The organism is Paenibacillus sp. Marseille-P2973, from assembly GCF_018101095.1.
Classification (GTDB): Bacteria; Bacillota; Bacilli; order Paenibacillales; family Paenibacillaceae; genus Fontibacillus; species Fontibacillus vini.
In genome coordinates, this window is sequence record NZ_JAGQEH010000002.1 from 284,718 (window position 1) to 306,757 (window position 22,040).

The window sequence follows — 22,040 nt, forward strand, 5'->3', positions numbered from 1 at the left end:
GGTTACAAAGTACTCATAATCCACTTTAGTTTACATAATAAATATTATGAATCCTATTTTTTTGATAGTCTCTCACAAGTTTTATGAAAAAAATGATTATTTCATGTTTTACTTTAAATTTTGAGTGTTTCATGTACAATGTAGGGAGTAATAAGTACATATCTGCTAACACTACTAGCGGAGCTTTGATCTTTATGCCTAGGGATCCCCTAAAATTGGTTATGGGATCTACACTATACATCGCTTAGGCAGGAAAAACTAACTTTTAAGGAGATGAACTAATGAAAACTCAATTGCGTTCCAGTAGAGTCGTTATTATCGGGACCGGAGCCGTAGGCGCAACAACTGCCTATACATTATTGCTTCGGGAACGCGTATCCGAGCTCGTATTGATTGACGCCAACAAAGACAAGGCGCTTGGTGAAGCCCTGGATATGAACCACGGCCTTCCGTTTACAGGCGGTGTGAAGCTCTGGGCGGGTGACTATAGCGATTGCGCCGACGCCGATGTGATCGTCATTGCTGCCGGTGCCTCCCAACGTCCGGGTGAAACCAGAATTGATCTGCTTAAAAGAAATGCAGGCATTTTCGAAACCATCATCCAGAACATCGTAAAATATAATGATCACGCCATCATTTTGGTAGCGACGAATCCGGTCGATATTTTATCTTATGTAACTTTGAAAAAGAGCGGCTTCCCTTCGAACCGAGTCATCGGCTCCGGCACACTGCTCGACAGCGCTCGTTTCCGGTATCTGATCGGGCAAAACAAAAAAATCAACCCGCGCAGTATCCATGCGCATATTATCGGCGAGCATGGCGACTCGGAACTTCCGCTTTGGAGTCTTGCGAATGTCGCTGGTATCGATCTTGAATTCTCCGATCAGGACCGTGAGAATATTTTCAACAGCACAAAAAATGCCGCTTACGAAATCATCAACGCCAAAGGAGCTACTTTCTATGCGATTGCTCTGGCGTTGGACCGGATTATCACATCCATCCTGCAGGATGAAGGCTCGGTTCTAAACGTTTCCACCCTGCTGGAGAACTACAACGGCGTTTCCGATGTGTATCTCGGAGTACCAAGCATCGTTGACCGTAGCGGTGTTCGTGAAGTGCTTGATCTCAAACTTAGCGATCAGGAACTGGTCCAGTTCCAAAATTCGGCGAACAAGCTGAAATCGGAAATTGCCAAACTGGAGCTATAAGCAAATTGGAGACGCCCCTAATGCTAGGGGCGTCTTTTTTTAAAGTAACTAGCTTAGACAAACCACATGATTAATAGATTACGATATTCCCGTCCCTTTCGCGTTCTTGACGGCCTACCAGACGGTTAATTGCCTCAATGTAAGCTTTGGCGCTGGCCTCGATAATATCGGTGCTCACGCCTCTTCCCGATACCGTAACCTCACCCTGTCTCAACACAACATGCACTTCTCCCTGGGCGTCTGTTCCCTGCGTAACGGAATGAATCGAGTACTCTTCCAGCTCCGCCTGGATACCAATAACTTTGGATAGCGCTTGGTACACTGCGTCAACGGATCCATTGCCTACGGACGCTTCATCGGCAATAGTACCGTCCTGCCTAATGATGCGTACCGAAGCGGTAGGTATCGATCTGTTCCCGTAGGAAACCTGTATGCTGTCCAGGACAAAGAATTTCGGTCCCTCCGTCATATTATCATCCAGCAGTGCGCGTATATCTTCGGAGAGAACGTTTTTCTTCCGGTCAGCCAGCTCTTTGAACTTGGCAAAAGCGATGTTAAGCTGCTCTTCATCCAACGAATAGCCGAGATCGATGAGCTTTTCCTTGAAGGCATGGCGGCCCGAATGCTTGCCCAGCACAAGCTTGCTGGAGCTGGCGCCAATCGTCTCCGGGGTAATGATCTCGTACGTACTGCGGTTCTTGAGCATTCCGTCCTGGTGAATTCCCGATTCATGCGCAAATGCGTTAGCGCCGACAATGGCCTTGTTCCCCGGCACGCTCATCCCGGTCATTTTGCTGACCATCCGGCTGGTTTGATAGATCTCTCCGAGATTTAAGGTCGTTTTCGCTCCGTAATAGTCGCTTCTTGTTTCTAGTGCCAGAGCCACCTCCTCGAGACAGGTATTACCTGCACGCTCACCTATGCCGTTGATCGTCCCCTCGAACTGGTCCACTCCATTCGCGATGGCTGCCAACGTATTAGCCGTAGCCATGCCGAGATCATCGTGACAGTGAGTGCTGAGCTGAATTTTCTCGATGCCCGGTACATTCGCTTTAATCGTTCTGAACATTTCCCCGAATTGCTCCGGTGTCGCAAATCCGACCGTATCCGGTAAATTCACTACCGTCGCCCCGGCTCGGATCGCCATCGCAGTCATTTCGCACAAAAAGTCGACTTCAGTCCGGCTTGCATCCTCAGCGGAAAATTCGACCTTGTCAAAAAACTTCCGGCCGTACCGGATTGCGGCTTCTGCAGTTTCCATCACTTTTGATTTGTCCATGCGCAGCTTGTATTCGCGATGAATCGGCGAGGTAGCCAGCACCAGATGCAGACAAGGATCTTGAGCATCCTTCAGCGCCTCGACCGCCGCATCGATATCTTTCGTATGACAGCGGGCCAGGCTGAGCAAGGTTGCATTCTTAACTTGCTTCGCCACCTCCCGGATGCTTTGCAAATCTCCGGGCGAAGTTGCGGCAAAGCCAGCTTCGATCCGGTCGACGCCAAGCCGCGCCAGTTGAAGAGCGATCGCCACCTTTTCCTCAATGGTTAGGCTGACGCCTGGCGATTGCTCTCCATCACGCAAAGTCGTGTCAAACACATAAATTTTCCGCATACTTAATCCCACCTTCTCTGAAATATTGAAAAAACCTCTTCCGCCCTGCTGCAGCCAATTCAACTGCAACAGGGGCGAAAGAGGTTACTTTCACGGTACCACCCTGATTTTACCGCAACATATCGGCGGCCTTAACGAAAATCGCGCGAAAAAAGCACGGTTTCCAGTACGATAACGGGTACGACCCGGCGTTCCTTAGTCATGCAACTGTAGCACGATTCGGGAATGCAGCTCCAAGGCGAGTCGGCAACGGGATTAAGACGGCGATTTCAACTGGTACGCCGCTCTCTGGACATAAGGGCCCGTTTAGCCTGCTCCTTTTCATTGCCTGCAATATAAAAAATAAAACCATAAGAAAACAAAAATCCCCTTTCATCCCGCACGCCAAATGGCGTACTTTAGGGACGAAAGGGGTTATCTTCCGTGGTACCACCCATGTTCACCATATCATTTGAATCTGAATATGGCCTCATTGTCAAAAGGACTTGGTCCATTTGACGCGCACGATAACGGATGCGATTCCGGCGGTCCTTATTCCTACGTTCAGAAATCGGGACAACGGCTCCAAGGCGAGTCGGCACTCGGGATTAAGACGGCGATTTCAGCTGATACGCCGCTCTCTGGACATAAGGGCCCGTTTAGCCTGCTCCTTTTCATTGCCTGTAAAATTAATAAAACTTGGAGTTATTATATGCCGGTTTCTTAACAATAGTCAACACCGGGTAGAAAAATGCTTAAAATTCAGATAAAGACCGAGATAGGAGGTCGTTTTATAATTCATGTGATTAATAAAAAGTTATTAATGTTATTAATTAACGAAGATTAATATGATTAATTATATTCAGATTCGGTAATCCCTCTTATCCCTTTTCTTCTTCTGGCGAGCGTAGCCCGGGTGTTACAAAGGAGCTTACTGCTTTTATTGAACGCATCTCCACTACTACGATTAGTCCTCAACACATTTACGAGTGCAACATAAGAATCACAAGCAGCTTTCAGCTAATAGCAAGCTCCCCTTAAATACTCCGCACTGTTCCCTGCTATTATTGAACGATATCCAAGGTGTAACAATAAGCGCCTACTTCTATCGCGCCTTCTCCAGATGTTAAGAGTCGGTTCCTGCTTATAGTGAGCGCATCAAAAGTTTAACGACGAGTATCTCTGCATCTAAGGAGTTATAACGAGCTTTTTGGCGAACAAACGAGCAACCCTTCATGCGCTAACGGACATAGCAGCCCTTATTAGACCAATTTTCAGCTACTTTTAAATCTAACGGACACCACAGACCTTAATCTGCAGATTTACAGGGTGATTGGCCTGTTTTCGAAGAAATAACGGCCTGTATGTCCGTTAGATTGTTAAATATGCTGTTTTGATCCCAATAACGGCTGTAGTGTCCGTTAGAATTCTCGAACCACTCTCGACCCTCACACTACATGCTTCACGTTACCTTATTCCATCACACTATTTAGCAAAAGTTCGAGACGAGCTCCCTCCCAGGTTCTAACGGACATAGCGGTCCTTATTCGACCATTTTTTCGCTACTTTTAAATCTAACGGACACCAAGGACCTTAATTGGCAATTTTACCGAGTAATAGGACTGTTTTTGGAGAATTAACGGCCTGTATGTCCGTTAGATTGTTTCCAAGGCTGTTTTACTCCAAATAACGGCTGTAGTGTCCGTTAAAACACTCGCCCAACAGACTAAACTCTACACACTACGCGTTATTCTCTCCCATAACACCATTAGCCGCCACCTAGCCTGCCACCAGATAAGTTTCGCATGGATTACCATATAACATGTCGGTCACCTAAGCGCCTTAACTCTATTGCCGTTCAACTCTGCTTGCTGAGAACTTTGGAAAGTCACGCACCGTTTCCTTCAGCTGTAAATTACGCTAACAAGGAAAAGAACCCAAAGCGCCGGCTGAGGGTTCTCTCGAGTTCTCCCTAATTAAGTTTACATAACATTTATTACGGTAAAAGACTATTATTATTTCCTTCTACCTTACTTCTATCTTAATGCCCACTCCCTGCATGATCGACATGCTTCACATGATGCTGGTTGGCCATAATGAGGACCACGGACAACAGTACAAAACCCGCGCCGACTACAAAAGGAATATGCGGATTAAACCATTCCGCCAGCTTCCCTGCCAGAAAAGGAGCGATCGCACCGCCAAGGAAACGCAAGAAACTATAAGCAGCTGAAGCCGTGGAGCGTTCTACAGGTGAAGCGTTCATTACCGCCGCGGTGATCAGGGTATTGTTATTTCCAAGCAACGCGCCGGCAAATACTACCGCTGCAATGACAACCCATTGTTCATTTGTCCAAATGCCCATAACCAACAGCGTCAACGCAAACAGAAAGAGCATTACGCTCATAGACTTAACGGTTCCGAAACGCTGCTGCAGTCTTGGAGCCATAAACACGGAGGTAAACGCCAGAAGGACGCCCCAACCCAGGAATACAAAGCCAAGACCGTGTTCATCTAGTCCCATAACGAAAGGTGCGTAAGCCATTAGAGTAAAGAATCCAAAGTTATAGAGACAGGCAGTTAATCCGAAGATAACGAGCGAACGGTGTTTAAGTGCACGGAACGGATCCAGTACGGAGGTTTTTGGCCGGTCTTTACGGGATACGTTAGACTTAGGCATCAAGGTAATCAGCCCGATAAAGGCAATGACCATGAGTGAAGCCACTCCGAGGAACGGTCCTCTCCATGTGATCGCGCCCAGCCATCCGCCGAGCAGCGGACCGACAGAAATACCAAGGCCAACCGCAGCTTCATACAATATCACGGCTTGTGTGGTACCGCTATTGGACAAGGACACGATAGCAGACAATGCGGTAGCTACGAATAAAGCATTCCCGAATCCCCAGCCGCCTCGTAGTCCGATGATTGTCCAAATATTATCCGATAGTCCGCCTAGAGCCGAGAAAATCGCGATAACGATAATGCCGAGCAACAGCGTCCATTTCATCCCTAATCTTGATGATATTGTACCAGTAACCAACATGGCTACCGCCATAACTGCATTGTAGCTTGTAAACAATAAAGAGACTTGGCTCTGGGTTGCATTCAGGTTTTCAGCGATGGCCGGCAAAATCGGATCCACAAGTCCAAGCCCCATGAATGCGATAATTCCGGCAAAAAAAACGGCCCAAACGGCCCGTGGCTGCTTAAAAAAGCCGCCTTCCTCCAGTTTGGCCGATCCATCGGTTGAATCGGTGTTTACTACATGATTAGACATTCATGATCTCTCCCCTTAATCTGTATATAGAATAACGATTCACATTTTACTTTCAATATAACTAGTTGTATGATGAAAGTACATTATTGTATTATACAACTATAAGTAAATATGTCAACATACTAACCATTTAAATAAAGTGAGGTTAAAACCATGGACGAACAAGCCTTGGATGTTATTGAAGTTGAATTGGCGATCCTTTATCGCCGTATTTCAAACCGGAAACACGGTAATTTGGACCGCTCAGCCTATTTGCTGCTTCATCAAATAAGTGTTTATGGTGCCGCCGGGGTGAAGGCTTTAGCGGATGAATTTCATCTGGACGTCTCTACGGTCAGCCGGCAGGCTGCCGCTTTGGAGCAAAAAGGTTATGTCTTCCGCACTCCCGATCCAACTGACCGGAGAGCTTATTCTTTGCAAATTACGGAGCTTGGAAAACGGGAATTAATCGAATCCAAAAAGGCTCGTACCGAAAGAATCGGCCGCCTGATCCGCGATTGGACGGAAGAAGAGCAGCAAATCTTCGGGGAATTGTTGACCCGATTAAACCGGACCTTTGACTAACCTTCTTTTTTTCGAGATTAGATTGGTTATAGATATGTGTAGAGTAGAAAATTTGCCGAAAGTAACTAAGTATATTTTGGTATTTCTATTGTGAATTTTTCATATGTTGTTGTTTTCGAATTAATTAATCTCGATTTGACAACGTGGTTCCGGTCCTCTATTATTCGAGTTGCCGGACATCAGAATTCGTCGATTTTATCCTATTTTCTCTGGAAACATAAGATTTGAATGCGGAGTTGCCCGTCGTTTATTTTGCGGAGGTATACAAATGAATATTCAAAAAACGATCGATCGAAAAAAGTTAGACGAGCGCGTCGTATTTATGCCCTGGTTCGTACAGCAATTCATCGATTATAAGCTGCCGGACCTTTCCCCCTCCACCCTGTTGGAATATATCCGGGATTATGAGCAGTTCTTTAATTGGTTGCGTGCTGAAGGGCTTTCTGAAGCCGAGAGTAACTCGCAAATCACCCTTAAAGACCTGGAAGTACTACATATGGAGAGCATTGTCGGTTACCGTCTGCATTTAACGACCCGTACGGAGGGGACGAACGCCAGAATTACGGTTTCCCGAAAAATGTCCTCGCTTCGCTCTCTGTTTCATTATTTAAGCCAAATTGCCGAGGATGAGAATTTTTATCCGCTACTTAAACGCAACATTATGGCCAAGGTCGAAATCAAGCGGGTTCATAAGCCGAAGGATACGGCAGCCAAGCTCAAAGGAAAAATATTAGAAGAGGATGAAATCCTGGAGTTTGTATCTTACATTGCCGAAGGCTACGGACAGGACATTCAAGATAATAAGCAAGCGTTGTTTTCTTATGAACAGAATCGCGAACGGGATGCCTGCATTGCCAGCCTGATCCTCAATTCGGGGTTGCGGGTATCGGAAGTCGTCAATCTTAATGTAGATGACCTCGATCTGGCGAATAAGCTACTCTATGTGTTCCGAAAAGGGAATAACGACGAAACATTCAAGACCCCCGTTTATTTTCGGGAACAATCCAAAGATGATCTGAGCCATTATCTGGCCTTGCGGCAAAGCCGCTACCGGACGCCCAAGCGGGAAAAGGGCTTATTCGTCACGATCCCCAACGGGCAAAAAGAAGGTAAACGAATGACAAAACGGGCGATTCAGGCGATGATTATCAAATACGCCAAACGATTCGGCAAGCCTTACCTGACAGTACATAAACTGCGCCATTCATTTGCCACGGACTACTATTTGCAAAATGATATTTACAAAACGAAAGAGCAGCTTGGCCATGCTTCTACCGAGACGACCGAAGTTTATGCCCATCTGACCGACAAGACGATGTCCCAGGCGATTGAGCGCCGGAATGAAGCGGCGGACACCGGATCATAAACAAAGATCCATTATATTAACACAAAAAAAGGTGGTTAGCGGAGTCCGGCTCCGGCTAACCACCTTTTTACGTTTACTGTGCTTTGACATGCTTTAGTATGAAATCCACAATATGCTCCAACTCATCGGCTGAGAAACTAGGTAACTCCTGTCCCTCCGGCAATAGCCGATCTGATGCCAAGTTGGACGTTCTGTCTCTCAACGCCTCAATCCCAACGTCCCGGCGGCAAATCAAGGCGACAATACCGCTTAATTGTGTAATTAGTTCCACATCTTCCGGTTGATGAAGCATAACAAGCTTTGGATAATCTTCTTGTTTGAAGCCCTCCACGAGGATCAAGTCATAGGTGCGAAACCGTTCGACCAATTCTGCAAGCGGAGTCTCACGCTCCTCTACGACAGCCGTTCTCCAAGGCGAGGTGATGGCTGTCGCCGTCGCACCTGCTTTGCGGAGCTTATAGGTGTCTGTCGCCTCTACGTCGCCTTCAAAGCCATGGACATCATGCTTGATGACAGCCGTTTGCAGATCCATTCCCTTGAATATATTCACTAATCCGGCAATCAGCGTCGTTTTCCCACTGTTTTTGTAACCGCAAATCTGTATTACTTGCTTCATCGCGCCCCCGGAAGCTGCAACACCGACACCATTTCCCCGGCTGCGACTCCACGACTTGACGGAGGGATGACAATAAGGACATCGCTATCCTTGATCGTAATCATGACGCTGGACTCATCGAGAGCAGCCGGAAATGCCACAAACCGCCCCTCCTTCAGCTCCAGTCGTCCCCGAATGAAACGGGTGAAATTGTTGACTTTAACGTATTCCCGGCCCAATTCGGCCTGAATTTCCTTCAAAAACGGATCCCTTACTCCGAGCATGGTTCCGATCGCCGGCCGCACAAATAATTCAAAACCAACGAAGCAGGCACCCGGATTTCCTGAGAGCGCGAACAGCAGTTTACCGTTCTTCACCGCAGCGGTCGTAACGCTGCCCGGTCTCATCGTGATCTTATTAAACAGCATCTCCACATCGTCTCCGGCCACCAAATCGGCCATAATATCGAAATCGCCGACAGAAACGCCTCCGGTAGTCACCACTAAATCATAAAGCTCAAATGCATCCTGCACTTTTTGCCGGGCTGTCCCCAAATCATCCGCAATCGCTTCGAGAATGAACGGCTCTCCTCCGGCATCGCGGATTTGACTTGCCAGCATGTACGTATTGCTGTTGCGGATTCGGCCGTCCTGTAGCGGCTCTTCCACACCAAGGAGCTCCGAGCCGGTTGAGAAAATAGCGACGGATGGCCGTTTAACGACCGGAACGTTATAAATACCGAACGTGGCAAGCACCGATATTTCCCCGGCGGAAAGGCGACGCCCCTGTTCCAAAATGAGCTCGCCTTCTTGCAGCTCCAAGCCGACCGGTGTAACGTTGCTGCCCGGTTTAATCTCTCTTTTGAGCTGAATATACGCTCTGCCCTGGCTCTCGCTGGATTCGGTCATTTCGAACATAACTACCGCATCGGCTTCATCAGGCACCTTCGCGCCCGTCATAATCCGGGAAACCGTTCCCGGAACAAGAGCTACCGAAGGCAAGCTTCCGCAAGGTATCTCGTCCACGACTTCCAGAAAAACCGGCGTTTCGGCGGAGCAGCCGAGCGTATCGCTGCTGATTACAGCAAAACCGTCCATTCCGGACCGGCGAAAATGCGGGTATGGATGCGGGGCCAGGACGTCCTCGGCAAGAATGCGCCCTTGCGCTTCAGGCAGGGGTACTCGCTCCGTCTCTGAGCGGCGTACATAAGATAAAATTCTCGTTTGCCCTTCCCTGACCGAGATCGCTTTTCTTTTGAATTTTTCTTCTTTTCCGTCCGAAAAGGATGTATTCACCTGGATTCCTCCGTTCTAGCTTGCTCTATCCATTGTTCCAAGAGAGCCTCCGTGATTTCCGAAATCCGGTTTATTTCCTCTCTGTTTAAATCATCGTAATGAATGCCCATCACCACGGTAACCGTACGATTAAGTACCTCTGCGGCCCGTTTGGCCATAGCCGCTGTCAAAACATGCTCCTTGTGACCCGGAACAGCGGTTGTCTGAACCTGGATTCCCTCGCCCTCGGCATAAGCGGTGGAAGCCGCGCCGATATGAGCTTCTCCCCCTGTTATCATCAATAATAAATCCCGCCCGGCGGGAATTGCCTGCAGGTTGATATCGTCAAAGCTGTGCATTCGCGAGACCTCCTTAGCATTACCTTTTATCTATTCTAAAGGATGCCGCGAATTTCGTCCAAGCTGTTTACCTTTTGCTCCGTCATAAATTGACCAAGGCCTTCGATAAGCTCCTTGCCTGCTCTCAAATTTATAAAGTTAAACGTGCCCACTTGAATCACGGCGGCTCCGGCCATAATAAATTCAACGATGTCTTCCGCACTCGATATTCCGCCCATGCCCATGACAGGAATGCTGACCGCGCGGCTGACTTGATGTACCATCCGGAGAGCGATCGGTTTGATCGCCGGGCCCGATAAGCCTGCATACAGGTTGTCAAATACGCTTCGGCGGTTGCGGATATCGATTTTCATGGCCGAGAACGTATTGACCAGCGATATACCATCCGCTCCCTCCGTTTCGCACATCACTGCCATTCTGACGATATCCTCGGCATTCGGGGAAAGTTTGACGACAAGCGGCAGCGAAGTAACCGCACGGATTTCCCGTACAACCTCCCTGGCCGTCTCTGTCTTGATTCCGTAAGCCATTCCTCCGGCCTTGACATTCGGACAGGAAATATTCAACTCGATCATGTCGATGGCCGAACGTCCTTCTCTTCTTCTGGCCGCTTCATCTTGCTCGATCAATAGCGCGCCATCAACATAATCCTGAAGCGTGTTACCGCCCAAATTGACAATTCGCGCCGTATCCAAGTCTTCCCATCGTGGGCACTCCTCGCGTAAAAACATGGGGATTCCCGGGTTTTCAAGTCCCACACTGTTCAACAGCCCTGACGCAGTTTCATAAACGCGTATGCCTGAGTTTCCTTCCTTGGGATGAAGGGTCAACCCTTTTCCGGAAATGCCTCCTAAGAGGTTCAAATCATAATAATTGCCATACTCCTTACCGAATCCGAACGTTCCCGAGGCCATTACGACCGGGTTTTTAAAGTGAACTCCAGCAATATTGCAGGACATGTCCATCATGCAAACACCACCTCTTCCGCACGAAACACAGGTCCGTCCGCGCAGGCCTTTTTTCGTCCATCGCGGCACTGGACACTGCATACGAGACAGGCCCCGATCCCGCACGCCATCCGATTCTCAAGCGACACATAAACCTCCGCCTTTGTTCCGGAATCAGCCTGCTTCCGTTGCACGGCTTCCAGCATCTTGTGCGGGCCGCAGGCAATGATCGTGTCATAAGCATTAAAATCTACCTCATCCAAAATAATTCCGCCCACGTTCACTACCACTTGCCCCGTGGTTCCGGCCCGGAATTCATCTACCATGTAAGCCTCTCTGCTGAAGCCTAAATATACGTCTGCATCAGGAATTTGCCCTAAGGCATAATAAAATGGAGCAATACCGATACCTCCACCAACAAACGCCGTCTTCCCTGAAGGTCTCGAAAAACCGTTACCCAGCGGGCCCTCCAAGGAGATAGAATCCCCTTTTCTCAACTTTGAGAACATTTCCGTTCCTTCTCCGGCCACTAAATATAGAAATTCCACGTATTCCGCGGTTACGTTAAAAATGCTTAGCGGTCTGGAAAGCAGAGGATAGTGATCCCATGCCCGCAGCATGTAAAATTGACCCATTGTTCCGGCGAATTGTCCCGCCACGGCGAGTCGATAAACGCCTTCTGCTACCTGCTCATTAGCCAATACTTCCGACAAAATTCTCTCTCCTTCCCGAATAACGCCACTTTGTTTGCTGCTCCTTGCTTCATATTAAGATGCAATTTTTCAGCTATCCGAGTCTGTGATAAACCTCACATTTGCATAATACACATAATTAGCCAGTTTTCTGGGCATACCAATTTATAATACGGTTTCCGGGTAAAAGGAGAGGATTTGCTATGTCTAGATCGACCAAACGGCGGATGATCTCCGCTGGAATCTGCGCCGTCATGACGGCTTTGTTTTGCTGTATCCTCTGCTTATTCCCCGACTCCTCCAATGCGTTTACTACGAAAGGCCCCTTAACAGAGGATACTGATTCATTGGATACCGCACCTGCTTCCGCAAAGCCCTTAAATCTGGGAGAGCTTCGGCGAAAATATTCCGAAACCTTTAAATTCCGCGGTCCAGAAGTGAAACAGATCGCCCTGACTTTTGACGATGTGCCCGATCCGCGGTTTACGCCCCAGGTATTGGCTGCACTTCGCAAAGAAGGAGTCAAAGCGACTTTTTTCGTCGTCGGGCACCGGGCGAAGAAGCATCCGGAGCTGCTGAGGGCCATTCACCGGGACGGCCACATCATCGGCAACCATTCCTTTAGCCATGCTTTGTTCAAAAACCGCTCGCGAAGTCAGTTTCAAAACGAAATTTTGCGAACCGAGAATATTATCGCTAATCTCGTTGGTTATCGGCCCAAGTTGATACGCCCGCCATATGGAGAAATTAACGAGGAACAAGTTAAGTGGGCCAAGAAAAGCGGTTATATTATCGTGAACTGGAATGTCGATTCGCTGGATTGGAAAGGACTCGATTCGGAGAAGGTGAAACAGAACGTCCTCAAGGCCGCAGGCCCGGGTTCTATTGTATTACAGCATGCCGGAGGGGGAACGGGGTCGGATTTATCCGGAACGATTCAGGCGCTGCCTGAGATCATTCAGACGTTGAAAGCAAAAGGCTATCACTTTGTGACTCTTCCCGAGCTTCTGCAAACGAAGAAGTACAAATAACGGAGAGTAGGAATTAAAAAAGCAGCTCCCTTGGGAGCTGCCGCATTCAATTATTTATCTAAAATATACAGTTTAACGTCCTGAAATCCGAACTCATTAACGGTTTGCGGACTGCCCGGAATGAATATATCAATGCGGTTCCCTTTGATCGCGCTGCCCTGATCGGTTGCGGTCGCAACGAAGGCGTTTTTCGGCAGATTGGAATGGCTATGTCCCGTAACAAGCACTTTAGTGCCCATAGGAATTACTTTCGGGTCAACGGCGATGGTCCCCAACTGCAACGGTTTGCCGAAGTAATCAACGGCTCCCCACTTTCCGTTCTCGCTCGCTGCGGAAGAATATGCCGTGGCCTTAACCTCCACGGTTTTGGAGTAAGAGAAGTTCTTGCCCCAAGCCTCTACGGTCTTATCCGCACTTGAGACTTTTACGGCTGATAACGGCTGAGGAATTATGTTTTCCTTTGCGCTTGCAGAAGCTGTTGACATAAGGGCTTTGGATCCTTCTCCAGGGATAACGATATCCAGGCCGCCGTAAATATTCGATGCTTTGATGGATGGATTCGCTGTAATCAGCTTGTTCATATCCACGCCGTATTGTTTAGCCAGAAGGTAAAAGGTGTCTCCTTCCTTCGCTTTATGTATCGAATCCGCATGGACAGGTACCGACTGCAAAGCTCCTGCCAATCCGACTGCAATAATTGTCGCCTTAACGGCGCGTGCTAATTTAGTATGCTTATTCATGATGTCCTCCTTCTACTATCGCCTGCGGAGTTAGTTGTCGGGTTAGGGAAAAAAGGATAGGCCCCTGCGCATTTACTTCGCTTCACCCCAAGATAGCCGTGTTCTCGTCATTTGACGGGTACAGCAAATCGGAAAATCGTCCCCCGCACCTGCGCTGGCAGGTTTTGGCCTAATCAATATATCACAATTTTGTAACCAATAGGGCAAGCAAATGTTTCCATGATGCGTTAAGTAGCAGCCAATCGCACTATTTTCGCCGATGATGTGATTACAATTCTGTAAAAGCGATCGAACTCAAAAAAACCGCCCGAACGTTCTCCGGCGGTTCATTCATGTTATAGAGTTAAGTTACAGCACTTTACTGAGAAAATCCTTGGTCCGCTGATTCTTCGGCGAACCAAAGACCTCCTGCGGAGTCCCTTGCTCCATAATGACACCCTGATCCATAAACAGAATCCGGTCCCCAACTTCGCGGGCAAAGCCCATTTCATGCGTGACGATGACCATCGTCATCCCCTTGTCGGCTAGGTTCTTCATCACGTCCAGCACCTCTCCGACCATCTCCGGATCAAGCGCGGAGGTCGGCTCATCGAACAGCATCACATGCGGCTCCATAGCGAGCGCGCGGGCAATCGCGATCCGCTGCTTCTGTCCGCCCGACAGCTGGGAAGGATAAGCGTCCCGCTTGTCTTCCAGTCCGACCGTGCGCAACAGGTCCATGGCCAAAGCTTCCGCTTTGTTCTTCTCGATTTTTTTTACGCGGATGGGAGCCATCGTGATGTTATCGATCACATTTTTATGCGGAAACAAATTAAACTGCTGGAACACCATGCCCATTTTTTCGCGGGTTTTGTTGATATTGTGGCGTTTACCGGTAATGGATTCCCCTTCGAACGTGATCTCGCCCTCGGTTGGTTCCTCCAGAAGATTCAAACAGCGGAGAAAGGTACTCTTCCCCGAGCCGCTGGGGCCGATCACAACGACGACCTCTCCTTTGGCGATTTCCAGATCGATCCCCTTCAAAATGTGAAGCTGGCCGAACTTTTTATGCAAATTTTTAACGGTGATCACTGGCTTTCAACTTCCTTTCGAACAGACCCAAAATACGGGACAGTGTGAATGTCAGAATAAAGTACATAACCGCTACGATCAGATACGGCGTCATGCCGTCGTAAGTGATCGTAACTACAGCACCGGACTGGAACATCAGCTCCGTAATACCGATAAAGGATACGATCGAAGATTCCTTAATAATCGTAATAAACTCATTCCCGATTGCGGGCAGCACCGACTTGATCGCCTGCGGAATAATGATAAAACGCAAGGACATCCAGCGATTCATGCCTAGGGACCGAGCTGCTTCTCCTTGCCCCCGGTCTACGCCCTGGATCCCGGCACGGAATATTTCCGCAAGGTAGGCCGAGCTGTTGATCGAAAGCGTGATCGCTCCGGATTCAATCGGGGAGAAGTTGACATTGAACGCCGTCGAAAAACCGTAATGAATTATTAAGAGCTGGACCAACATCGGCGTTCCCCGTAAAAATTCAACCCAAGCATGGCCGATAAATCGGACGATTCTCCACGGGGCCATCCGCAAGAGCGTAACAAGCAGGCCCAAAATAAAACCGCAAAGAACCCCCAGAGCCGCCAGTAGCAGCGTATACTGCAGACCGGTCAAAAAATAGCTGCGGTACTCCCAAAACATTGTAAAAAGCTCCATGTCCCAATCATTCCTCCTATTTTACCTCAAAAGCCTTGACAAAAAAACAGAAAATAGCGAATAGGCTCCGCTATTTTCTGCAAATCGGTCACCGGTTATTTTTCAGCAAGTGCGCTTGCTTCGGTAACGAACTTATCGATCGAACCGTCTCCGATCAGACGATCCAATGTGGCGTTGACCTGGTCAAGCATTTCCTTGTTGCCTTTCTTCACGCCGACGACATAACCTTCGTCCTCGGTTACCGGTTTGGCGTCAGTAATGCTGATGCCTTCTACGTTCTTGACAAACGATTCGGCCACAGGGCCTTCGATAATCGCCACATCAACGCGTCCCGATTTCAGCTGCATGATGATATCGTTTATTTTTCCAAGAGAAGTCAGCTTGGCGCCTGTAATCGTCTTGGCAATATCTTCTTGAATGGAGCCCTTCTGTACGCCGATCTTCAGACCTTCCAACGATTCCATCGTGTTGTATTTATCTTTGTCCTTGGTCACGGATACGACCGACTGCTCCGCTTTATAATAAATTTGGGACAAGTCGACTTGCTTCGCGCGTTCCGGTTTCGGGCTGAGACCCGAAATGACGAGATCCACACGGCCGCTGTCCAATTCATTCAGCAGGGAGTCGAAAAGCATATCCTTGAATTCCACTTCGGCTCCAAGATCCTTCGCGATTTCCTTGGCGATCTCAACATCGAAACCTACGATTTCATTGTCACCATTCTCATTTTTGATTTTAAATTCGTAAGGCGGGAAATCCGCGCTCAATCCTACGATCAGCTTTTTGGAAGCCGTACCGGTATTGGCCGATCCTTGGCTTTCATTAGCCGGAGTGTTTCCGCCCGCATTGTTTGTATTTTGTCCGCAAGCGGCAAGCACGCTTGTTACCATAATTAACGCTACAATTAAGATACCCCATTTTCTCATCTGTCTCTCTCCCGTCGGTATTTTTTTATTAACCACCATTCGATTTACTGGGCTAATTATAAATCAACCTGTATATATATGCAAAGCTATTTTTATCATTTTCATCATTTTTTCATACTTCACGGATAATAATCATAAAAATGTTAAATTTTATAAAACCATGGTCAATTCAATATGTAGACTAACCGTATTCAATCAAAAGATTTTAATATAAAATTTTACATTTAATTTGAATTTTATTCATACTCTTTTATGAATGCCCTCCTATCAAATATGCAGCACAGTGAATAACGAAATGTATTTTTATTAAATTTTGTAATAAATATTAATAACGCACTCTTCTTCAAAAAGAAACATACATGGGTTAAGTGGGGGAATAATGGTTCATAAAGGGTCTCATTTGGTTATTAATTAGCTGAAAAACCTGCTCGGTTTTTAAGTTGATTTTCATGCTACGTAAGGAGGTGGCCCCTGTGCTGCTAGAAGCGCTATATCATGTACCCAGGGATAAATGGGCCTATGCTTACGACACGACTACGATACATTTGCGCGTTCGAACCAAACGGGACGATGTGGAAAATGTATTTGCGATGACCGGCGATAAGTATGATTGGGATGGAACATACCAGGAAATCCCGATGGAAAAAGCCGCCCATGACCGGATGTTCGATTATTGGGAAGTGGCCGTGAAGCCCCGGTTCAAACGTTTGTCTTATGCCTTTAAACTGACTGCGGGAACAGAAACCGTGTATATGCTGGATACGGGCATTCAGCATGAAGGCCCGACTCCGCCCGGAGAATTGTATGAATTCCCGTATATCCATGAAATCGATGTATTTAAGGTTCCGGAATGGGCGAAAAAGGCCGTGTTTTATCAAATTATGCCCGAACGGTTTGCAAACGGCGATCCCGGCAACGACCCGGAGAATACCCAGCCTTGGGGCGGACAGCCCGGTACGGACAACTTTTTCGGCGGGGATCTAAAAGGCGTGCTGGATCATCTGGACGACCTGACCGATCTCGGCATCAATGCGATCTATTTCACGCCGCTCTTTGTATCCCCCTCCAACCATAAGTACGATACCGTGGATTACAAAAAGGTCGATCCCCATTTCGGTGACAACGAGACGCTTAAACAGGTCGTGGAAGCATGCCATAACCGCGGCATTCGCGTTGTGCTCGACGCCGTGTTTAATCACTGCGGCGAACAATTCCCTCCCTTCCAGGATGTGCTTAAAAACGGCGCGGATTCCAAGTATGCCGACTGGTTCCACATCAACGAGTTTCCGGCTCAGATCCATAATGGAATTCCTACGTACGATACCTTCGGTTTTTTCGGAAACATGCCCAAATTCAACACCGCAAATCCGGAAGTTAAGGAATACTTGCTTGGCGTAGCTGAGTATTGGATTCGCGAAATCAAGCTCGATGGCTGGCGGCTGGACGTGGCCAACGAAGTCGACCACCATTTCTGGCGCGACTTCCGCAAGGTGGTCAAGGAGGCCAATCCGGATGCCTATATTATCGGCGAGGTATGGAGTGATTCCCTGAACTGGCTGCTTGGAGACCAGTTTGACTCCGTCATGAACTACCCCTTTGCTGACAAAGTGCTGGAGTTCTTCAACGGCGGGATGGACGGCTACAATTTCTCCAATGAGATGGGCTCCTTAATTATGCGGTATCCGCAGCAGACGAATGAAGTGGTATTCAATATGCTGTGCAGCCATGATACCCCCCGTCTGTTGACTCGGGTCGGTACGGATAAGCGGAAACTCAAGTTGTGTGTTGTATTTCTGTTTACCTATATCGGCACACCGTGCATTTTTTACGGGGATGAGGTGGGGATTACCGGGAACGGCGATCCGGACTGCCGGAAGTGTATGGAATGGGATCCAAAGAAGCAGGACCGCGAGCTGTACGATTTTTACAAAATGATGATCGAGCTCCGCAGAAAGCATGGTGCGCTCCGGCATGGGCGTTTCCGCTTCCTGCAGGCGAATCCGAATGATCCCTGCATCGTCTATGAACGTATGGATGATCACATGCATTTTACGATCTGGATGAACAATACGGAGGAATACCGGACCTTGACCCATCCTATGGAAACGGAAGACTGGCGCGACGCACTTACAGAGGACCGTGTTAAGCCAAAAGACGGCATGATGAATGTCGGTCTCGATCCGTTTGGTTTCCGGATTCTCTACCGCAAGTTAAAATAAACATCTCGTAATTAAGAATAAATACAACATAAATCCCCCCGATGCGATATTACCTTCGCATCGGGGGGATTTGTATATGCTATAAGTTTCCTGGCTAACCGCCTAATCGAAATATCTACTCCGATTCCGTAAGGCTCCTGTAAATATCGATATATTGCTCCGCCGAATTGTTCCAGCTATAGTCTCCAGCGAATGCATTAGCCACGATCTTTTTCCATTCTTCGGGCTGATGATAAAACGAAACGCCTCTGCGCAGCGTATACAGCAAATCATGGGCATTGTAGTCCTTGAAGGTGAATCCATTGCCCTCTCCGGTATACTCATTGTAAGCATGAACCGTATCGTTCAACCCCCCGGTTTCCCGGACAACGGGAATGCTTCCGTAACGAAGCGCCAATAATTGACTGATTCCGCAAGGCTCGAAGCGCGACGGCATCAGGAACAGATCACTTCCCGCATAGATACGGCGGGACAGGCCGTCGCTGAACTTGATTTGAACCGACAGCTTCTCCGGATGACGGTGTGCCGCTTCCCTGAACCAATCCTCATAGGCCCGGTCTCCGGTCCCCAGCACAACGAACTGAACGTCGTCAAAATGCAGCCATTCGTCCATAATCCGGGTGACCAAATCAAGTCCCTTTGGCTCAACCAGCCGGGTAATCATGGCGACCAGAGGTACATCCGGAGCCACAGGCAGCCCCACTTCCCGTTGAAGAGCGGCTTTATTCTCCCTCTTTTTATTCAGGCTAGTGCGGTATCGTGCAGCCAGTTCCGGATCTGTCGACGGGTTGTATAGCTTCACGTCAATCCCGTTTACAATTCCGGACATCCGGTCTCCAAGCGAACGAAGCAGGCCGTCCAAGCCATATCCGTAATGCTCCGTCCGGATCTCCGAGGCATAGGTCGGGCTCACGGTCGTCACATGATCAGCGAACACGAGCCCCGCTTTCATGAAGCTGACATTCCCGTTATACTCAACCCCATCCGGGGTAAAGTAGCCATGCGGCAAGCTCAGCAAATCGCCAAGAATTTCGTACGGGAATATCCCTTGGTACAGCAAATTGTGAATCGTAAATACGGTACGAATGTCAGCATACGCCGGGTTCGATCGATAGTGTTCCCGCAGCAAAAGTGGAATCATAGCGGTATGCCAGTCATGGCAGTGAAGCACGTCAGGGAAAAAGTCGATGGCCGGAGGAATTTCCAGGACGGCACGGTTTAAATAAGCAAACCGTTCCCCGTCATCCCAATAACCGTATACCCCGTCTCTGCCAAAGTAATATTCGTTATCGATAAAATACACCGGAATTCCGTCCCACACCAAGTATTCTATGCCTCCGTACTGTTGACGCCAGCCCACGGGGACAACCACTTCGCCCAAATGGCGCAAAGTCTCGGTATAAGCTGCCGGTATGTCCTTATATTTCGGCAGGACCACGCGCACGTCATGTCCCGCCTGCTTCAACGCCTTAGGTAAAGCACCTATCACGTCGGCGAGTCCTCCGGTTTTAATAAACGGTTCCGCTTCGGCGGCCGCGAACAAAATTTTCATTTTTTCTTCCTCCCTTGCGGCGTTGATTTGGTCTTTGCCGTCTTTGATCCGGCGGCAGCGGTTGCGGTTTTTTTCCAGATCGACATACTAAGCGGCGGCAAATTTAATACCAGGCTCTGCTTCTGATTATGCCATGGCGTTTTCTCGCTCTTTGCGCCTTTCTTATTCACCTTTCCGCTTCCGCCGTAATTTAGATTTTCTGTACTAAATATCTCTTCATACGTGCCTGCTCTGGGAATGCCAAGGCGGTAATTGTTCCGCTCCACCGGCTGAAAATTGATGACAACCAGCAGTGTATCCTTCACTTTTTTGCCAATGCGGAGATAGCAAATCACGCTCTGATCAGCGTCGTCCGCATTAATCCACTGATAGCCCTCAAACGTATGATCCAATTCCCACAGCGCCGGCTCTTGAAGGTACAAGTGATTCAGAGCGGCGGTAAATTCCTGCATTTTTCTGTGCGATTCGTACTCCAGAAGAAACCAGTCGAGCTCCCCCTGATCCCGCCATTCGATAAATTGGCCGAACTCACCGCCCATAAACAGCAGCTTCTTGCCCGGAGAGGTCATCTGATAACCTAGCAGCAAACGCAGCCCCGCAAATTTTTCTTCATAACCGCCCGGCATTTTGTCAACCAGCGACTTCTTGCCATGAACGACCTCGTCATGCGACAGCGGCAGTGCAAAATTCTCCGAATAAGCGTAGCAGATCGGAAAAGTCAGCAGATGATGGCGAGCCGGCCGTTCCCAAAACGGTGTCTCCACGTAAGCGAGCGTATCGTTCATCCAGCCCATATTCCACTTGTAGTTAAAGCCTAGCCCTCCTTCGTGTACGGGAGACGTAACCATAGGCCATGCGCTGGACTCCTCCGCCATCATCAAAGTATGAGGATAATACCGGAATACCGTCTCGTTCAATTGCTGCAAAAAGGAAACTGCCTCCAGATTCTCGATGCCGCCCTGCTCATTTCGACTATACTGGCCCTCGGATTTCTCGAAATCCAACCGCAGCATGCTGGTCACCGCGTCGACTCTTAATCCGTCAAAATGATACATATCCAGCCAATACAACGCATTTGAAATCAAGAAGGCGCGCACCTCCGGCTTCCCGAAATCGAAGCTGAGTGTGCCCCAACCCGGTTTCTCCGCTTTGGACGGGTCGGCATATTCATACAGCGGCGTACCGTCAAACATCCGCAAACCATGGGCATCCTTCGTAAAATGACCCGGAACCCAGTCCAGAATCACACCGATCCCCGCTTCATGGCAACGGTCGACAAAGTACATCAGGTCTTGAGGCTCACCGAATCGGCTCGTCGGGGCAAAATAGCCTGTCGTTTGATAACCCCAGGATAAATCATATGGATGTTCAGTCAGGGGCATAATTTCAATATGGGTGTATCCCATCTTTTCGACGTAAGGAATTAACAGATCGGCCATCTCCCGATAAGTGTAGAAACTCCCGTCTTCCCGCTGTCTCCATGTACCGAAATGCAATTCATAAATGTTCAGCGGCCTCTGGTACGGTGCCCGCTTTTTACGTCTCCATGCCGCATCCCCCCAACTGTACTCATCCAGGGATTTCACCACGGAGGCGGTTGCCGGTCTTACTTCTGCGTAAAAAGCATATGGATCGGCTTTAAGAAATTTGTTGCCGTCCGGACCCGTAATTTCATACTTGTAAAAAATCCCTTCTTCAAGTCCCGGAAAAAAGCGAGTCCAAATCCCCGAATCGGGTATCTTATATAATAAATCGTTCTCCCCGTTCCAGCCGTTTTGATCGGTGGCCAGGGAGACCTGGCGCGCGGCTGGCGCCCAAACCGTGAAACGGATTCCAGTCTCGCCGTTTTCCTGGGCGACATGGGCACCGAACGTCCGGTAGCTGCGGTAAAGTGTTCCTTCATGGAATAAATACACGTCCGTGTCCGAAACGGCGCTCGTTTTGAATGGCTCTAACAATTTATCACCTGCTTTTATGTA

At 48.5% G+C, this 22,040-nt stretch carries 18 protein-coding genes and 1 riboswitch; of the genes, 5 read left to right on the forward strand and 13 right to left on the reverse strand.

The features are described 5' to 3' along the window. The first annotated feature begins 281 nt into the window (after positions 1 to 281). Positions 282 to 1,208: an L-lactate dehydrogenase gene (locus KB559_RS04835; RefSeq protein WP_211020580.1), complete on the forward strand. Its 927-nt coding sequence runs from the start codon at positions 282 to 284 to the stop codon at positions 1,206 to 1,208. Positions 1,209 to 1,278: 70 nt separating this feature from the next. Here KB559_RS04835 and KB559_RS04840 read toward each other — a convergent pair whose 3' ends face one another. Further along, a complete protein-coding gene (locus KB559_RS04840; protein WP_211020581.1) occupies positions 1,279 to 2,820 on the reverse strand; it encodes a 2-isopropylmalate synthase in 1,542 nt (513 codons plus the stop codon). Between the two features lie 2,020 nt (positions 2,821 to 4,840). After that, positions 4,841 to 6,076: an MFS transporter gene (locus KB559_RS04845; RefSeq protein ID WP_211020582.1), complete on the reverse strand. Its 1,236-nt coding sequence runs from the start codon at positions 6,074 to 6,076 to the stop codon at positions 4,841 to 4,843. Positions 6,077 to 6,229: 153 nt separating this feature from the next. Between KB559_RS04845 and KB559_RS04850 the strand changes: the two genes are divergently transcribed. Together KB559_RS04850 and xerS are read left to right on the forward strand one after the other, a co-directional pair. Further along, positions 6,230 to 6,640 (forward strand): MarR family winged helix-turn-helix transcriptional regulator, encoded by a 411-nt coding sequence (locus KB559_RS04850; RefSeq protein ID WP_211020583.1) that lies wholly within the window; start codon positions 6,230 to 6,232, stop codon positions 6,638 to 6,640. Between the two features lie 268 nt (positions 6,641 to 6,908). Further along, positions 6,909 to 8,006 (forward strand): tyrosine recombinase XerS, encoded by a 1,098-nt coding sequence (gene xerS, locus KB559_RS04855; protein ID WP_211020584.1) that lies wholly within the window; start codon positions 6,909 to 6,911, stop codon positions 8,004 to 8,006. 73 nt (positions 8,007 to 8,079) lie between these two features. Here the strand turns inward: xerS and mobB are convergent, their stop codons facing one another. From mobB to KB559_RS04880, 5 genes are read right to left on the reverse strand one after another with little or no spacing between them, the layout of a single operon-like run. Further along, positions 8,080 to 8,622: a molybdopterin-guanine dinucleotide biosynthesis protein B gene (gene mobB, locus KB559_RS04860; protein WP_211020585.1), complete on the reverse strand. Its 543-nt coding sequence runs from the start codon at positions 8,620 to 8,622 to the stop codon at positions 8,080 to 8,082. After that, positions 8,619 to 9,896: a molybdopterin molybdotransferase MoeA gene (locus KB559_RS04865; RefSeq protein WP_211020586.1), complete on the reverse strand. Its 1,278-nt coding sequence runs from the start codon at positions 9,894 to 9,896 to the stop codon at positions 8,619 to 8,621. The genes mobB and KB559_RS04865 overlap by 4 nt, the downstream gene beginning before the upstream one ends. After that, positions 9,893 to 10,234, reverse strand: coding sequence for a prenylated flavin chaperone LpdD (lpdD, locus tag KB559_RS04870; protein ID WP_211020587.1), 342 nt, complete (start codon positions 10,232 to 10,234; stop codon positions 9,893 to 9,895). Before lpdD ends, KB559_RS04865 begins: the two co-directional genes overlap by 4 nt. A 35-nt stretch (positions 10,235 to 10,269) precedes the next feature. Next, positions 10,270 to 11,202, reverse strand: coding sequence for a dihydroorotate dehydrogenase (locus tag KB559_RS04875; protein ID WP_211020588.1), 933 nt, complete (start codon positions 11,200 to 11,202; stop codon positions 10,270 to 10,272). After that, complete coding sequence (locus KB559_RS04880) at positions 11,199 to 11,894, reverse strand: dihydroorotate dehydrogenase electron transfer subunit (RefSeq protein ID WP_211020589.1); 696 nt, start codon at positions 11,892 to 11,894, stop codon at positions 11,199 to 11,201. Before KB559_RS04880 ends, KB559_RS04875 begins: the two co-directional genes overlap by 4 nt. A 182-nt stretch (positions 11,895 to 12,076) precedes the next feature. Here KB559_RS04880 and KB559_RS04885 point away from each other — a divergent pair, with 182 nt between their 5' ends. Further along, the gene (locus KB559_RS04885; RefSeq protein WP_247681580.1) at positions 12,077 to 12,904 is read left to right on the forward strand and encodes a polysaccharide deacetylase family protein; all 828 of its coding nucleotides are present in this window, start codon (positions 12,077 to 12,079) and stop codon (positions 12,902 to 12,904) included. Between the two features lie 50 nt (positions 12,905 to 12,954). On the opposite strand, the gene KB559_RS04890 is transcribed toward KB559_RS04885, so the two are convergent. The 4 genes from KB559_RS04890 to KB559_RS04905 all read right to left on the reverse strand — a co-directional run bounded on the left by KB559_RS04890 (position 12,955) and on the right by KB559_RS04905 (position 16,290). Beyond that, complete coding sequence (locus KB559_RS04890) at positions 12,955 to 13,644, reverse strand: 3D domain-containing protein (protein ID WP_211020590.1); 690 nt, start codon at positions 13,642 to 13,644, stop codon at positions 12,955 to 12,957. 4 nt (positions 13,645 to 13,648) lie between these two features. Continuing rightward, positions 13,649 to 13,824: riboswitch (cyclic di-AMP (ydaO/yuaA leader) on the reverse strand. A gap of 168 nt (positions 13,825 to 13,992) precedes the next feature. Beyond that, positions 13,993 to 14,715, reverse strand: coding sequence for an amino acid ABC transporter ATP-binding protein (locus tag KB559_RS04895; RefSeq protein ID WP_211020591.1), 723 nt, complete (start codon positions 14,713 to 14,715; stop codon positions 13,993 to 13,995). Further along, a complete protein-coding gene (locus KB559_RS04900; protein ID WP_211020592.1) occupies positions 14,702 to 15,364 on the reverse strand; it encodes an amino acid ABC transporter permease in 663 nt (220 codons plus the stop codon). Before KB559_RS04900 ends, KB559_RS04895 begins: the two co-directional genes overlap by 14 nt. A 95-nt stretch (positions 15,365 to 15,459) precedes the next feature. Next, a complete protein-coding gene (locus tag KB559_RS04905; protein WP_211020593.1) occupies positions 15,460 to 16,290 on the reverse strand; it encodes a transporter substrate-binding domain-containing protein in 831 nt (276 codons plus the stop codon). Positions 16,291 to 16,763: 473 nt separating this feature from the next. Here KB559_RS04905 and KB559_RS04910 point away from each other — a divergent pair, with 473 nt between their 5' ends. Beyond that, the gene (locus tag KB559_RS04910) at positions 16,764 to 18,509 is read left to right on the forward strand and encodes an alpha amylase N-terminal ig-like domain-containing protein (protein WP_211020594.1); all 1,746 of its coding nucleotides are present in this window, start codon (positions 16,764 to 16,766) and stop codon (positions 18,507 to 18,509) included. Between the two features lie 115 nt (positions 18,510 to 18,624). Here the strand turns inward: KB559_RS04910 and glgA are convergent, their stop codons facing one another. Both glgA and glgB read right to left on the reverse strand, forming a co-directional pair. Further along, positions 18,625 to 20,061, reverse strand: a complete 1,437-nt coding sequence (gene glgA / locus KB559_RS04915) for a glycogen synthase GlgA (RefSeq protein WP_211020595.1) — start codon at positions 20,059 to 20,061, stop codon at positions 18,625 to 18,627. Next, complete coding sequence (gene glgB / locus KB559_RS04920) at positions 20,058 to 22,019, reverse strand: 1,4-alpha-glucan branching protein GlgB (RefSeq protein ID WP_211020596.1); 1,962 nt, start codon at positions 22,017 to 22,019, stop codon at positions 20,058 to 20,060. The genes glgA and glgB overlap by 4 nt, the downstream gene beginning before the upstream one ends. Positions 22,020 to 22,040: the final 21 nt, after the last annotated feature.

What these genes read in the sequence shown, in the direction of transcription:
- KB559_RS04835 (WP_211020580.1), top strand. Translation starts at nt 282, where the DNA reads ATGAAAACTCAATTGCGTTCCAGTAGAGTCGTTATTATCGGGACCGGA.
- KB559_RS04840 (WP_211020581.1), bottom strand. Translation starts at nt 2,820, where the DNA reads ATGCGGAAAATTTATGTGTTTGACACGACTTTGCGTGATGGAGAGCAA.
- KB559_RS04845 (WP_211020582.1), bottom strand. Translation starts at nt 6,076, where the DNA reads ATGTCTAATCATGTAGTAAACACCGATTCAACCGATGGATCGGCCAAA.
- KB559_RS04850 (WP_211020583.1), top strand. Translation starts at nt 6,230, where the DNA reads ATGGACGAACAAGCCTTGGATGTTATTGAAGTTGAATTGGCGATCCTT.
- xerS (WP_211020584.1), top strand. Translation starts at nt 6,909, where the DNA reads ATGAATATTCAAAAAACGATCGATCGAAAAAAGTTAGACGAGCGCGTC.
- mobB (WP_211020585.1), bottom strand. Translation starts at nt 8,622, where the DNA reads ATGAAGCAAGTAATACAGATTTGCGGTTACAAAAACAGTGGGAAAACG.
- lpdD (WP_211020587.1), bottom strand. Translation starts at nt 10,234, where the DNA reads ATGCACAGCTTTGACGATATCAACCTGCAGGCAATTCCCGCCGGGCGG.
- KB559_RS04875 (WP_211020588.1), bottom strand. Translation starts at nt 11,202, where the DNA reads ATGATGGACATGTCCTGCAATATTGCTGGAGTTCACTTTAAAAACCCG.
- KB559_RS04885 (WP_247681580.1), top strand. Translation starts at nt 12,077, where the DNA reads ATGTCTAGATCGACCAAACGGCGGATGATCTCCGCTGGAATCTGCGCC.
- KB559_RS04890 (WP_211020590.1), bottom strand. Translation starts at nt 13,644, where the DNA reads ATGAATAAGCATACTAAATTAGCACGCGCCGTTAAGGCGACAATTATT.
- KB559_RS04900 (WP_211020592.1), bottom strand. Translation starts at nt 15,364, where the DNA reads ATGGAGCTTTTTACAATGTTTTGGGAGTACCGCAGCTATTTTTTGACC.
- KB559_RS04905 (WP_211020593.1), bottom strand. Translation starts at nt 16,290, where the DNA reads ATGAGAAAATGGGGTATCTTAATTGTAGCGTTAATTATGGTAACAAGC.
- glgA (WP_211020595.1), bottom strand. Translation starts at nt 20,061, where the DNA reads ATGAAAATTTTGTTCGCGGCCGCCGAAGCGGAACCGTTTATTAAAACC.